Origin of the sequence: Streptomyces sp. NPDC051738 (assembly GCF_044453205.1) — a bacterium.
Taxonomy (GTDB): Bacteria; Actinomycetota; Actinomycetes; order Streptomycetales; family Streptomycetaceae; genus Streptomyces.
The window spans coordinates 535,651-548,125 of sequence record NZ_JBITCM010000003.1; the positions used below are offsets into that span (position 1 = coordinate 535,651).

The 12,475-nt window shown below is 69.0% G+C and carries 11 protein-coding genes and 3 pseudogenes; 6 read left to right on the forward strand and 8 right to left on the reverse strand.

What is annotated here, in order from left to right; translation table 11 throughout:
* Positions 1-12: 12 nt before the first annotated feature.
* Genes ACIA8X_RS10295 through ACIA8X_RS10305 form a run of 3 tightly spaced genes read left to right on the forward strand, consistent with a single transcriptional unit; the run spans position 13 to position 3,229 of the window.
* Complete coding sequence (locus ACIA8X_RS10295) at positions 13-708, forward strand: O-methyltransferase (protein WP_393445335.1); 696 nt, start codon at positions 13-15, stop codon at positions 706-708.
* On the forward strand, positions 705-2,270 hold the full coding sequence (locus ACIA8X_RS10300; RefSeq protein ID WP_393445338.1) for an MFS transporter: 1,566 nt from the start codon (positions 705-707) through the stop codon (positions 2,268-2,270). Before ACIA8X_RS10295 ends, ACIA8X_RS10300 begins: the two co-directional genes overlap by 4 nt.
* Positions 2,267-3,229 (forward strand): LysR family transcriptional regulator, encoded by a 963-nt coding sequence (locus ACIA8X_RS10305; RefSeq protein ID WP_393445341.1) that lies wholly within the window; start codon positions 2,267-2,269, stop codon positions 3,227-3,229. The genes ACIA8X_RS10300 and ACIA8X_RS10305 overlap by 4 nt, the downstream gene beginning before the upstream one ends.
* Here ACIA8X_RS10305 and ACIA8X_RS10310 read toward each other — a convergent pair whose 3' ends face one another.
* Genes ACIA8X_RS10310 through ACIA8X_RS10320 form a run of 3 tightly spaced genes read right to left on the reverse strand, consistent with a single transcriptional unit; the run spans position 3,230 to position 5,809 of the window.
* Positions 3,230-3,850, reverse strand: a complete 621-nt coding sequence (locus tag ACIA8X_RS10310; protein ID WP_393445343.1) for a TetR family transcriptional regulator — start codon at positions 3,848-3,850, stop codon at positions 3,230-3,232. It abuts the gene before it with no gap.
* Complete coding sequence (locus tag ACIA8X_RS10315) at positions 3,826-5,040, reverse strand: chorismate mutase (protein WP_393445345.1); 1,215 nt, start codon at positions 5,038-5,040, stop codon at positions 3,826-3,828. The genes ACIA8X_RS10310 and ACIA8X_RS10315 overlap by 25 nt, the downstream gene beginning before the upstream one ends.
* A 1-nt stretch (position 5,041) precedes the next feature.
* Entirely contained in the window at positions 5,042-5,809 is a 768-nt protein-coding gene (locus ACIA8X_RS10320; RefSeq protein WP_393445348.1) for an AfsA-related hotdog domain-containing protein, read from the reverse strand.
* Positions 5,810-6,234: 425 nt separating this feature from the next.
* On the opposite strand from ACIA8X_RS10320, the gene pdhA reads away from it, so the two are divergent.
* The 3 genes from pdhA to ACIA8X_RS10335 all read left to right on the forward strand — a co-directional run bounded on the left by pdhA (position 6,235) and on the right by ACIA8X_RS10335 (position 9,724).
* The gene (pdhA, locus tag ACIA8X_RS10325; RefSeq protein ID WP_393445351.1) at positions 6,235-7,365 is read left to right on the forward strand and encodes a pyruvate dehydrogenase (acetyl-transferring) E1 component subunit alpha; all 1,131 of its coding nucleotides are present in this window, start codon (positions 6,235-6,237) and stop codon (positions 7,363-7,365) included.
* Positions 7,366-7,430: 65 nt separating this feature from the next.
* Positions 7,431-8,414 (forward strand): alpha-ketoacid dehydrogenase subunit beta, encoded by a 984-nt coding sequence (locus ACIA8X_RS10330; RefSeq protein ID WP_393445505.1) that lies wholly within the window; start codon positions 7,431-7,433, stop codon positions 8,412-8,414.
* Positions 8,411-9,724, forward strand: a complete 1,314-nt coding sequence (locus ACIA8X_RS10335) for a dihydrolipoamide acetyltransferase family protein (protein WP_393445354.1) — start codon at positions 8,411-8,413, stop codon at positions 9,722-9,724. The genes ACIA8X_RS10330 and ACIA8X_RS10335 overlap by 4 nt, the downstream gene beginning before the upstream one ends.
* A gap of 145 nt (positions 9,725-9,869) precedes the next feature.
* On the opposite strand, the pseudogene ACIA8X_RS10340 reads toward ACIA8X_RS10335, so the two are convergent.
* The 5 genes and pseudogenes from ACIA8X_RS10340 to ACIA8X_RS10360 form a co-directional block, all read right to left on the reverse strand.
* Positions 9,870-10,059 (reverse strand): annotated as a pseudogene (locus ACIA8X_RS10340) (shikimate dehydrogenase); the annotation flags it as partial.
* Positions 10,056-10,427 (reverse strand): annotated as a pseudogene (locus ACIA8X_RS10345) (chorismate synthase); the annotation flags it as partial. The pseudogenes ACIA8X_RS10340 and ACIA8X_RS10345, both read right to left, overlap by 4 nt.
* Before the next feature lie 50 nt (positions 10,428-10,477).
* A pseudogene (locus tag ACIA8X_RS10350) lies at positions 10,478-10,582 on the reverse strand (Phenylacetic acid catabolic protein); the annotation flags it as partial.
* A gap of 47 nt (positions 10,583-10,629) precedes the next feature.
* A complete protein-coding gene (locus ACIA8X_RS10355) occupies positions 10,630-11,238 on the reverse strand; it encodes a transferase hexapeptide repeat family protein (protein ID WP_399458167.1) in 609 nt (202 codons plus the stop codon).
* Between the two features lie 25 nt (positions 11,239-11,263).
* Positions 11,264-12,472, reverse strand: coding sequence for an FAD-dependent monooxygenase (locus tag ACIA8X_RS10360; protein ID WP_399458168.1), 1,209 nt, complete (start codon positions 12,470-12,472; stop codon positions 11,264-11,266).
* Positions 12,473-12,475: the final 3 nt, after the last annotated feature.

Here is a 12,475-nt window from a genome sequence, read left to right on the forward strand (position 1 = left end):
GGAGAGGAATCCATGACCACGACGCCCACCCTTTTCTCGACCCAGACCCGGAACGTTCTTGAAAGCATCCTGAAGGAGCAGCAGCGAGTAGACGCTACAGAACAGCCGAAACTCCTTGAAAAGATCCGCGGCCGGGTATCCCCGTGGACACCGGAAGATCTGGTGGCAGCATGCTCCAGCGGATACTATGCAGCGCCGGAAAATATCGGCCGCATGCTGTACGCCTGCGTGCGCGCCATTCGCCCGCAAACGGTGTTCGAGTTCGGAACTTCCTACGGGTTCACCGCGATTCACATTGCGGCAGCTCTACGGGACAACGGGTACGGCAAGCTGTACACGGTGGACCTGCACAAAGAGAAGTGCGCGGCCGCGCGGGAGCATCTGAAGTCTGCTGGGGTGGCCGAGCAAGCCGACGTGATCCAGGGCGAAGCCGTGGACGTGCTCTCCACGTTCCCGGAGCAGATCGATTTTCTCTACCTTGACGGGTGGGCCGATTTCTATCTCGATGTGATCAAGGCGGCGGAACCTCGGCTTCGCCCGGGTTCCCTGGTGCACGCGGACGACACCGAGAAGTTCGCGGCCGCGGCCCGTCCGTACCTCGATCACGTCCGCGACTCCGCCAACGGTTACGTCTCCGTCGGCATCACCGATGGGCAGGGGCTGGAACTCTCCACCTTCGTGGACGCGCGTACGCGGGCCATCGCGTGAGTGTCCCCGGACCCACCCGCCCGGCGCAGCAGGACACGGCCACGCCGGGCGGCGCCCGGCGTGGCCCGCGAGCGGCCATCGCCGGCATCGGCATGTGCGTCATGCTGGTGTTCGGTCTGGGTGCCAGTGTGAACCTGGCCGTCGGCCGACTGGCCACGAGCGCGCTGCACCCGACCGCGACACAGGTGCTGTGGATCGTGGACAGCTACCTGATCGTCTTCGGCTGTCTTCTGATCCCCAGTGGTGCCATCGGCGACCGCTTCGGGCGCAAAGGGGCGCTCCTGTGCGGGCTGGCGCTGATGATCGTGGGATCCGTCGGTTCCGCGGTCGCCCCGTCCGTCGCCCTCCTGCTCGTGGCACGGGCCCTGACCGGAGCGGGCGCCGCACTCGTCCTGCCCAACAGCCTTCCGCTGCTCATGAGTTGCTATCCGCAGGACCGGCGCGGTCATGCCGTGGCGCTGTGGACCGCGCTGAGCGGAGGCGGCGGGGTGGCCGGCAACATGGTGGGCGGCGCCGTTCTCCAATTCTTCGACTGGCAGGCCCTGTTCGCCGTTGCCGCCCCGCTTGCCGCGCTCGGCCTCTTCGTAGCCGCGAAATTCCTGCCCCGTGTCGAGCGGCACCACCATTCCGTCGACGTGCGCGGAGTGTTCATCCTCGTCGTCTCGGTGTTCGCGCTGCTCTTCGGCATCATCGAGGGAACCGAGCTCGGCTGGACTTCACCGGCCGTCCTGGTGGCATTCATTGCCGGCCTGTGCTTTCTGGCCCTTTTCATCCGATACGAGATCCGCCGGGAACAACCGCTGCTCGACCCAAGGGTGTTCCGCCATCCCGGAATGCGAGCCGGGACGCTCGGTATCGTCGTGTCCTTCATCGCGATGTACTCGGTCTTCTATCTCAACGGCCAGTACCTGATGAATGTGAAGGATTATCCGGCGGCTCTGGCGGGGCTCGGCACGGCGCCGCTGGCCGTGGTGATCTTTCTCGTCTCCCCGCGGTCCGCGCGGCTGGCCGACCGCTACGGCTCACGTCCCGTCGTCGCCTGCGGGCTGCTCGTCGTGGTGGTGGGGCTCGGACTCTTCTCCTTGTGCGGCCCTTCGACGCCCTACGTCCTGTACGCGGGGTGCATCATCGTGGTCGGCGTCGGGTCGGGGCTGTCCAATCCGCCGCTGTCCCAGGCCGTCGTCACTTCTCTTCCCGCGCACCAGGCCGGAGTGGGCTCGGGCATCAACAGCTTCAGTCGTGAGATCGGCGGGGCTCTGGGCTTCGCCGTCTTCGGTACGCTGCTCAACACCCGGTTCGCCGACGCACTTCCGGCCGTACTTCGACGGTTTCAGGACGATGCCGCAGGCGGGCAGGCGTTGGGCTCCGCGCTGAGCAGTCTCGAACGTTCCGGCGCTGCCCCGGCGGATCGTCTCTCCGCGCAGGTCCGCGAGGCCTTCACCACGGGCATGGCCGAGTCGTTGCGCGTGGTCGGGGTCATTCTGCTGCTCGCCTCGCTCCTGGTCACGCTGTGGCTGCGTCGGCCCGTCAGCGAACAGAACGCTCCCCGGGAGAAGCAGTGACCGCAACCGATGCCGACAGCCCGGCGCACCGTGACTGGAGCGAGGAGATGTCCACCCTGCTGGCACCGCATGTGGACATGCGGCTGCTGCCGGCTCTGGACGCCTTGCTGGAGGAGGGCAGCGTCACCGGTGCGGCCGAGCGGCTGGCGCTCTCGCCGCCCGCCATGAGCCGGGCATTGTCCAAGATCCGGCGGGCTCTCGGCGATCCCGTACTGGTCCGGGCCGGCCGTGGCCTGGTCCCCACGCCCAGAGCGCTGGAGCTTCAGCCGAAGGTCCGCGCTCTGATGCGCGCGGCCGAGGACATCCTCACCCCGCGCCAGCAGGAGGACCTCACCCAGGTCAGCCGGACCCTCACCATCGTCGCGGATGATGCCTACGCGGCTGTTCTCGCACCGGCCCTGCTGCGCCGGGCGATCCAGGAGGTACCCCTGGCCCGCTTCACGTTCACTGTCGAGAGCAGCCACGGCAACGCACCACTGCGGGAGGGTGCGGTGGACATCGAAGTCGGCGTCATCGACGAGCCCTCTCCGGAACTGCGCATCGAGCCGCTCTTCCAGGACGAGTTCGTGGGCGTGGCCCGAACCGGTCATCCCCTCCTGTCCGGCGAGGTGACCGCCAAGACGTTCGCCGCGGCACGGCATGTCAGCGTGTCACGCAAGGGCCGCATGACCGGACCCATCGATGTCGCGCTGCGCGAACTCGGGCTGCGCCGGGACGTCATCGCCTCCGTGCCCGACTACGGTGAGGCCCTTTTGATGCTCCCCTTGACCGACTTCGTCACCGCGATGCCCCGATCCCTCGCGGTCAGCGCGCAGAAGTCCGTGAGCATCGAGGTGTTCGACCTTCCGGTCGAGACCGAACCCATCGGCATCTGTCAGGCATGGCACCCCCGGCACGAGACCGAACCGGTGCATGTCTGGCTCAGGCAGGCCATACGGTCCGCGCTCCCGCGGGCCTGATCAGGCCACTGACGTCGGCCGCAGGCCACCGAGCAGGACATCGACCGCAGAATTCGAGGGCGCCACCGGCTCGCCCGGGAGACAGTTCGTCCCCGCCACGGCGCCCAGGAGCAGTCGGGCGCTGAGCCGGGGCGCGATGTCGTCGCGTACGTCGCCCTCCGCAATGGCCTGCTCCAGCAGGTCGACCAGCCGCCAGAACACCGCTTCGCGGCAGGCCGAGTCCCGGTCGTCACCCGCAGCTGTGCCGCGCGCCGCCCACAGCAGGGCATGCCCGGCCGGGTCGTCCGCCGCCACGTCGGCCAGCCCGCGCAGGAGTCCGGCGAGCGAGTCGACGCCCCTGCCCCGTGCCTGCGCGCTGCTGCCCAGCAGTGCGAACACAGCCGCCCGCATCGGACTGGTGACGGCACACAGCAATTCCGCTTTGCTGCTGACGTGGCGATACAGGGCGCCCTTGGTCACTCCGGCGTGTTCGGCTATGTCGCCCATGCTCGTGGCGTCGTAGCCCCGGGTGCGGAACAAGGCCGTCGCGGCCGCGAGGACACCCTCACGACCGCGACGGAGACCGGACGACCGCTGTGCCGTCCTCGGGGGCCGGCTCACCTCGGGGCCTGCCCCCGGCACATCTCGAGTACGGCGTCCGCGACCGCGCTCCCACCGTCACCGAGGGTCTGCGTGTACCGGTCGCGTATCGCGTGCTCACGCCCGGAGTCGATCCGTGCACCGCCACCGCCCATGCGCAGACGCTGGATCTGCCTGGACGCCGTCAGCCGCTGCTGCAGTGCGCCGATGAGCGATTGGTCCAGGGCGTCGATCTCTTCCCTCAGCCGGGTGACGTCCCCGGGTGCGGGTTCCACGGACAAGTCGGCTTGCGCGGCGGCTTTGCCGGGCATGATCCTGCTCCGTTCGGACGGGGACATCACGGGATGCGCCGAGACGTACGACCCCAGGGATCGGAGCCCCGGCAGGCTCAACTGCAGGAGACCCACGGCTCGCGCGGTCTCCGGCCGGTCCATGCGGCCCGGGCAGTCGGCGAGGAGCAAGCGGCTGTCCGGGCCGTCGTGGACAACGTGCAGGGAAACCTCTTGCAGGAAAGGGTGCTTCTTCAATTCCTCTAACTGCACGGTGATTTGACCCGACCGGCTCGGGAGGCGGCCGATCAGCGACGTACGGTGGGCGTAGCCGGGATCCGGGACCCGCGCGGCGCCGCGGTGCGCACAGAGCAGGAAGCGCGTCGCGGCACCGGAGCTGTCCTGTATCCCGGTGCCGGCGGCCTCCAGGCCGTAGCGCGCCGCGGCGAAGAGTCCGGCCACCGCGGCGTCGCATTCGCCGTCCTTGACCCGGCGTGCGCCCTCGGCGTTGGACGGCGCCGCGATCCACCGCGCGTGCGGCACATGGCTGCTGAGCCAATGACGCACCTGCGTCCCCGCGTGGGGATGCCCACTGACCGTAAGGACCCGCGAGAGCGGCGTCCCCGGGCGCACCAGCAGCGCGAACTCGACATCGAGCACGACTTCCCTCACCACGACCGGTGACGGTGACTCCACCAGCGCGCGCAAGGTGTCCGGGACCGGTCCGGCCACCGTGTTGTGCACCGGCAGCATGGCGGCGTCGGCGGCTCCACTGCGCACATACGCCAGGGCCTGTGCGGCCGTCGCGGCCGGCAGCAACCAGGACCCTCCGGCCTCCGGGAGCGATCGCAGGGCCTGCTCGGTGAAGGTTCCTTCCGGCCCCAGATAGGCGAACCTCTGCCCGCTGTGGCAGAGCTGTGCCTCTGTGAGGGGCGCCTTCATGTCCTGCACCGGCAGTTTCACGTCAGACGGTTGCGGTCGCGAGAGCCGCGTCCACCGCGCTCGCCACCGCACCCTTGGCCCGCCGCAGCTCCTTCTCCTCCAGCAGACCGGGGGCGAAGGCCGCCGCGTCGATGGTCACCGCGGCGGCGGCACGCCCCGCCTGCTCCACTTCCACCGTCGTACGTACGGTCAGCCGGCTGGGCTCCGACAGGTCGGACTCGTCCACCGTCAGCCGCAGCGTGGCGCCCACGGGGAAGAGGAAGTTCGAGAACGTCGTGTTCATGGAGTTGAGCACGATGTAGTAGCGCTGCTGCGGCCAGCGTGCGGTGAAGTAGTGCTCGACGACCGCGAGGAACATCTGGCGGGCCGCTTCGATCGCCACCATGCCCTGTACATGCACCCGGTCCTGCACGTCGACGAGGATCTCGTTGTGGTCGTGCAGCCGCAGCTGAGCCTCGTACGTACGGTCGTCGGTCTGCGTGAGACCGGCGACCAGGACGTTGTCCTCGCGGGCCTTGTGCAGTTCCTGCCGGCGTGCGGGTAGCGCTGTGGAGTGCACCAGCACGACGCGGTCGTCCAACTGCCGACGCGTGATCGCGTCGCGGAGGTAGGAGAGTTCGAACTCCCCGATGCCCTGCCCGGTGACCACGTGCACCGGACCCTGGAGCGTGTCCAGGTCGCCCGCGTCGAGTGAACGGGTCAGGCCCGAGAAGGTCTCGGCGCCGACGGCCTCGGCGAAGTCGCGGAAACGGTCGCCGACGACGAGTCGGGAGGTGACTGCACTGCTCATGGATGTCCTCCTGGCTGGGAGAGCCGCGACTCTGCGCGGTCGCGGCCGGGTCCGTTCAGCGTGGAGTCCGCACCACCGCACCGGTAGTCGCCAGTTGGCAGTAGAACCACCTGTCTAGTCCCGGAGTTCTAAGCGGCCCTGGTGAAGTCGGCAGCGCCCGAAGGGGCGCGGGGCTGCGTCGATGGGCGGCTCCGCCGCGTGGGCGCGACCAGCCACGACGGGCCCGCAGACGATCGACGACCCATCGCGGCACTTCCCGCGGAGCGATCGGCGGCGGTCCGGTGAGCCGTCGCAGGTGCGCGGCACCGGAGGCTAGAGCCGAGGTACTAGCCGTATCGGCCGACTGCCGCGGCCTGTGTCCGCCGCGAATGCTGGAGCGGGAACACCGGCGCCCCTACTGACCCGGCCGAAGGAGCCTCATCCACATGACAGTTCTTGATCCGCCAGGTGTCGACGAGGTCAAAGTGGCGGCGATGCTGCCTTCCGCAGAGCCTCTGAGCCTCATCGACGACGTGTCCGGCACGGAGTCCCTCGATGCCTCTGTCCTGCTCGAGCTCTATCGGCAACTGGTCCGGGGCCGCCGCTACAACCTCCAGGCGACCGCGCTGACCAAGCAGGGCCGACTGGCGGTCTACCCGTCGACGACCGGGCAGGAAGCCTGCGAGGCGGGCGCTGTCCTGGCCCTGGACCGGCAGGACTGGATCTTCCCCACCTACCGGGACACGTTGGCCCTGCTCGTCCGGGGCGTCGACCCCGTGGACGTGCTGACGCTTCTGCGGGGCGACTGGCACAGCGGCTACGACCCGCGCGTCCATCGCATAGCCCCCTTGAGCACCCCCCTGGCTACGCAGACCCCGCACGCTGTGGGCCTTGCGCACGCCGCAGCTCTGCACAGGGACGACCTCGTCGTTCTGGCGATGGTCGGGGACGGTGGCACCAGTGAGGGGGACTTCCACGAGGCGCTGAACTTCGCTGCGGTCTACAAGGCTCCCGTGGTCTTCTTCGTCCAGAACAACGGCTACGCGATCTCCGTACCGCTCAGCAAACAGAGTGCCGCGCCCAGCCTTGCTCACAAGGCGATCGGCTACGGCATGCCGGGTGTACTGGTCGACGGGAACGACGCGGCGGTCGTGTACCGCGAGGTGCGGCGGGCCGCTGAGCGCGCTCGTGAAGGCGGCGGGCCGGCCCTCGTCGAAGCGGTGACGTATCGCATCGACGCACACACGAACGCCGATGACGCCACCCGTTACCGCGACGCGGCCGAAGTCGAGTTCTGGAACCGTAGGGACCCGGTCATGCGCATGGAACAGCACCTGCGCGAGCGCGGACTTCTGGACGACGCCGGGGTGGACCGGATCCGACAGGAAGCCGAAGACATGGCGGAGGACCTGCGCAGTCGGTTCGCCACGGATCCGTCCCCTGCCCCACTGGACCTCTTCGACCACGTGTACGCCCGGCGAACCCCTCAGCTTGAAGAGCAACGTGCCTTGCTGACAGAGGAGTTGGATGCGGCGCGGAGTGTGCGCGGCTCCTCCACCGGGGAGGAGGAGCAGTGACTGCCACAGTGGATCCGACCGTCGCTCGGGCCGCCGGCAACGCGCCGGCCGTCGAGCAGGTGACGATGTCCAAGGCGCTCAATCGGGCGTTGCACGACGCCCTGACCGACGATGACCGGGTCCATCTGCTGGGCGAGGACATCGGCACGCTCGGCGGCGTGTTCCGCGTCACCGATGGTCTTGCCGCGGCATTCGGCGACCGTCGGGTCGCCGATACCCCCCTCGCGGAGGCAGGCATCCTGGGGACGGCCGTCGGCATGGCCATGTACGGACTGCGGCCCGTCGTGGAGATGCAGTTCGATGCCTTCGCCTATCCCGCGTTCGAGCAACTCGTCAGCCACGTCGCGAAGATGCGTAACCGGACGCGCGGCGCGCTGCCGATGCCGCTGACCATCCGCATCCCCTACGGCGGTGGCATCGGCGGCGTGGAGCATCACAGCGACGCTTCGGAGGCGTACTACACGCACACACCCGGCCTCCACGTCGTCACGCCCGCCACGGTCACCGACGCGTACGGTCTCCTGCGCGCTGCGATCGCCTCGGACGATCCCGTCATCTTCCTGGAGCCCAAGCGGCTGTACTGGTCCAAGGGAGAGATCGACCGCTCGGCCGCGCTGCCGGCCCTGGGCGAGGCGGCCGTACGACGCGCCGGATCGTCGGCCACCCTCATCACCTACGGCCCTTCCCTGCCGGTGTGTCTGGATGCCGCCGCGGCGGCGCAGGCCGAGGGATGGGACCTCGAAGTCGTGGATCTGCGCAGTCTGGTGCCCTTCGACGACGCGGCGGTGTGCGCGAGCGTCAGGCGCACAGGACGGGCTGTCGTCGTCCACGAAGCCCAGGGCTTCTCGGGTTTCGGCGCCGAGATCGCCGCCCGGGTCTCCGAACGCTGCTTCCACCACTTGGAAGCTCCCGTACTGCGGGTCACCGGATTCGACATCCCCTATCCCCCGCCGATGCTGGAGCGCTACCACCTGCCCGACGTCGACCGCATTCTGGACGCCGTCGCGCGGCTGCAGTGGGAGGACTGCGCTCAGGGGGAGGGCATATGAGCAGCGACGCCAGGGAGTTCGTCCTCCCCGACCTGGGCGAGGGGCTCACCGAGGGGGAGATCGTACGGTGGCTGGTCCACGTCGGGGACTCCGTCTCCGTCGACCAGCCCGTAGTGGAGGTGGAAACGGCAAAAGCCGTGGTGGAAGTGCCCTGCCCCTATGCCGGAGTCGTCACGCGCCTGTGGGGGAAGGAAGGCGAGAGCGTGGATGTCGGGCAGCCGCTCCTGTCCGTCGGCGGCAAGCAGGATCCGCCGCCCGGAGCGCCCGACCCTTCGGCTGCGGCCTCGGAGGACTCGGGCAACGTGCTGGTCGGCTACGGCACGTCCGCCCCCGTGGCGCGTCGGCGCCGGGTCCTCGCTCCCTCTCCCCGTACGGCGGTGGCAGCACCTGCCGAGGCGAAGGCGCCGATCACCGAACCGATTCGCGTGATCTCGCCCCTGGTGCGGAAACTCGCCAAACGGCACGGCCTCGACCTTCGCACGCTGCACGGCAGTGGCCCCGGAGGGCTGATCCTCCGCAAGGACGTCGAGCAAAGCAGCCGGGTGCCGCACGCGTCCGCCACAGCGCGGCGGACCCTGCTCCCCACGGCTGGGGAGCCGACGGCACATCATGCACCGGAGGCCGTGCGCATCCCCTTGCGGGGGGTCCGGCGCACCATCGCCGACAAACTGTCGAGGAGCCGTCAGGAGATCCCCGACGCGACGACATGGGTCGATGTGGACGCCACACGGCTCCTGGACGCCAAAAGGCAGCTGTCAGCATCGAGCGACGACAACAAGGTCTCTCTCTTCGCCCTCCTCGCACGCATCTGCGTCGCCGGACTCACCCGTTATCCGGAGCTCAACGCGACCGTGGACAGCGTCAACCAGGAGATCGTCCAACTCCCCTCGATACACCTGGGGTTCGCCGCACAGACGGACCGTGGCCTGGTCGTACCCGTGATCAGGGACGTACAGAAGATGAGACTGCCGGCACTGTCCGCCGAGATCACCCGCCTCACCACCGGCGCACGCGAGGGGACGCTCGCCCCCGCGGATCTGACCGGAGGAACGTTCACCCTGAACAACTACGGTGTCTTCGGTGTCGACGGATCCACGCCGATCATCAATCACCCGGAAGCGGCGATGCTCGGCGTCGGTCGAATCCTGGCCCGCCCTTGGATCATCGACGGCGAGCTGGCGATCCGGCAGGTGTGTCAGCTGTCCTTCACGTTCGACCATCGCGTCTGCGACGGCGGGGCGGCCGGGGGGTTCCTCCGCTACGTCGCGGACCTGATCGAGCGGCCTGTTTCTCTGCTCCGGCTGCTGTGACAAACGTGACTTCTGCCCTGCTCGTGGTATCCACACGAGCAGGGCGGAAGCTGCTGGTCACTCGGCTGTTTCGCCGTACGCGGCGAGGAGGACGGCCGGGTCGGGCCCCTCCAGGACGTGGGCTTGCCGAGACCGTCGAGGACGATGACAGCCCTACCCACTCCGGCCCGAGCCGCTCGATGAAGCGGGGCGAGGCCGCCGCATCCACATTGAACGAGTCGTACGACCAGTCGGAGAGTCCCAGTTCCGCGTATGCGGCGCGGTGCGGCACCGGCGACAGCGAGTGGGCGATGGGCTGATCGCAGGACCGCCGCCCTGCGGCCTGTCCTGCTCACCGGATCTGGAGGTTGTCCAGGTAGGACTGCACGTTGCGGCGGGTCTCGGGCACGCTGTCGCCGCCGAACTTCTCCGCCACGGCGTCCGCGAGGACCAGCGCCACCATGGCCTCGGCCACGATGCCGGCCGCCGGCACCGCGCACACATCCGAACGCTGATGATGCGCCTTGGCCGCCTCACCCGTCGCCACATCGATCGTCGCCAGCGCACGCGGCACGGTCGCGATCGGCTTCATCGCCGCTCGCACACGCAGCAGTTCACCCGTAGTCAGCCCACCCTCGGTACCGCCGGAGCGGCCGGAGGCCCGCTTGACACCATCGTCGGTGGAGAGGATCTCGTCGTGCGCCCGCGAGCCGGGTACGCGGGCCGGAGGCCCAGGATGAATGGTCGTCCATCCGTCCGCTGAGAAGTTCTGCGGGACTCGTCCTGGACCTTCGGCGGCAGAATCACCCCGCGGCGCAGGCTGGGGGCACCGGCCAGCCAGGTCGCCTCCGGTTGCATGCCGATGATCTCGGAGTGGGCACGGACATGGTCATCTCACTTCACCTGCCTCTGTTGCTGCCCAGCCCTCAGCGGGCCCGGAATTCGTGCAGGGTGACGTGCTCGGGCTCGGCAACCGCCGTGGTGTCGGCAGCCGCGCGCTCAGTCACCGCCGATGCCGGGTGAAGCCCCGTCAGGCAGCGTTGCGCCAGCTTCTGGTACTGAACTGTGCCGTTGCCCTTCCAGGCGACCTCGTCCGCTGTGAGCTCCCGGGCCACCTTGGCCGGGCTTCCCAGGACGAGGTGCCGTTCCGGTATGTGGAAGCCGCTCTTGACGAAGCTGCCGGCACCGACAAATGCCTGTCGCCCCACCACCACACCGTCCATCAGCACCGACTTGATGCCGATGAGGCTGTCTCGGCCCACTCGGCATCCGTGCAGCACGCTGCCGTGTCCAACATGGCCGTCCTCCTCGACCACCGTGTCTGCTCCGGGGAAGCAGTGCAGAACGCAGCCGTCCTGCACGTTGGAGCCCTCTCTCAGTTCGATGTGCCCGAAGTCGCCCCGCAGGCTGGCGAGGGGACCGACGTAGCAACCCGGCCCGATGTCGACGGAGCCGATCAGGACGGCGTCCGGGTGGACGAAGGCCGTGGGGTGCACGACGGGTACGTTTCCTTCGAAGGAATAGATCCTTGCCATGGTTCCTCTCACCGTTCGTCGGCTGTCAGGCAGGAGCCGGGGCCGAGGCGGACCCCAGCCGACCGACGGCGTCGTGCCCGTGGATCCAGGCAAGGTCGTCGGGCAGGGTGGCCAACCGGACATTGCGCGCCTGCGCCTCGGGCCCGTCGGGCAGCTGGAAGCAGTCGGCGTTCTTGCGGGAACCGGCCTGCAGCAGCCGGGTGCGCGGCCGGCGCACCTGCTCGTACGCGCGCAGCGCCGACTCGGCCCCGGCGGCATCCACGTCGCCGAGGATGTGTGCGAGGACCACCGCGTCCTCCAGCGCCTGGTTCGCGCCCTGGCCGTGGTGCGGCAGCATCGCGTGGGCGGCGTCACCGAGCAGCGTCACCGCCCCCGAACTCCAGGTGCGCTGCGGTTCCCGGTCGTACAGAGCCCAGCGTCCCGGTCGCTCGCAGGCAGCCAGGATCTCGGTGACGAAGGGATGCCAGCCCTCGAAGGCCGCCAGCAGATCGGCCGTCTCGCCCTGCGTGGACCACGACTCGATCGTCCAGTCACGGTCGGGGACGACGGCCAGGAAGTTCAGGGCGCTGCCACCCGCCACGGGATAGGCGATGAAGTGCCTGCCGGGACCGAGCCAGAGCCACAGCACCTGCTCGGCGAGCTGAGGGACATGCCCCAGCCGTTCCATGGGGATCAGGGCCCGGTATCCGCTGGTGCCCGAGAACACGGCCTCCTCGGGGCCGAAGACGCTGTGGCGCACCACCGAATGGATTCCGTCGGCCCCGATCACCGCGTCGGCCTCCTCTTCGGTGCCGTCCGCGAAACGGATCACGGCACCGCGTTCCGTTCTCTCGACCTCGGTGCAGCGCGCTCCCAGGCGTACGTGCTCGGCGCCCAGTTCGGCCAGGAGAGCCTCTTGGACCGTGGCCCTCTCCACGGTCCAGAAGGGGGCCTTGAACCGTTCCTCGTACGCACCGGCCAGCGGGTGCGACACCATGCACCGGCCCGATCGCCAATGTCGGAAGTCGGCACGTACCGGCTCGACCGCCGATCCCTTCAGACGCTGGGCGACTCCCAACTCCCGCAGCACCCTGTGTCCGTTGGCGCCGACGGCGATACCGGCCCCTTGGTGGGCCACCTCTCTCGACTGCTCGTGGACCATCACCTCGATGCCCCGCCGCCGTAGTCCGATGGCAGTGGCCAGACCGCCGATACCGCCGCCCACGACCGCCACGTACGGGCGCCTCCCGGCCATGGA

What these genes read in the sequence shown, in the direction of transcription:
- ACIA8X_RS10355 (WP_399458167.1), bottom strand. Translation starts at nt 11,238, where the DNA reads ATGGCAAGGATCTATTCCTTCGAAGGAAACGTACCCGTCGTGCACCCC.
- ACIA8X_RS10295 (WP_393445335.1), top strand. Translation starts at nt 13, where the DNA reads ATGACCACGACGCCCACCCTTTTCTCGACCCAGACCCGGAACGTTCTT.
- pdhA (WP_393445351.1), top strand. Translation starts at nt 6,235, where the DNA reads ATGACAGTTCTTGATCCGCCAGGTGTCGACGAGGTCAAAGTGGCGGCG.
- ACIA8X_RS10360 (WP_399458168.1), bottom strand. Translation starts at nt 12,472, where the DNA reads ATGGCCGGGAGGCGCCCGTACGTGGCGGTCGTGGGCGGCGGTATCGGC.
- ACIA8X_RS10335 (WP_393445354.1), top strand. Translation starts at nt 8,411, where the DNA reads ATGAGCAGCGACGCCAGGGAGTTCGTCCTCCCCGACCTGGGCGAGGGG.
- ACIA8X_RS10320 (WP_393445348.1), bottom strand. Translation starts at nt 5,809, where the DNA reads ATGAGCAGTGCAGTCACCTCCCGACTCGTCGTCGGCGACCGTTTCCGC.
- ACIA8X_RS10330 (WP_393445505.1), top strand. Translation starts at nt 7,431, where the DNA reads ATGTCCAAGGCGCTCAATCGGGCGTTGCACGACGCCCTGACCGACGAT.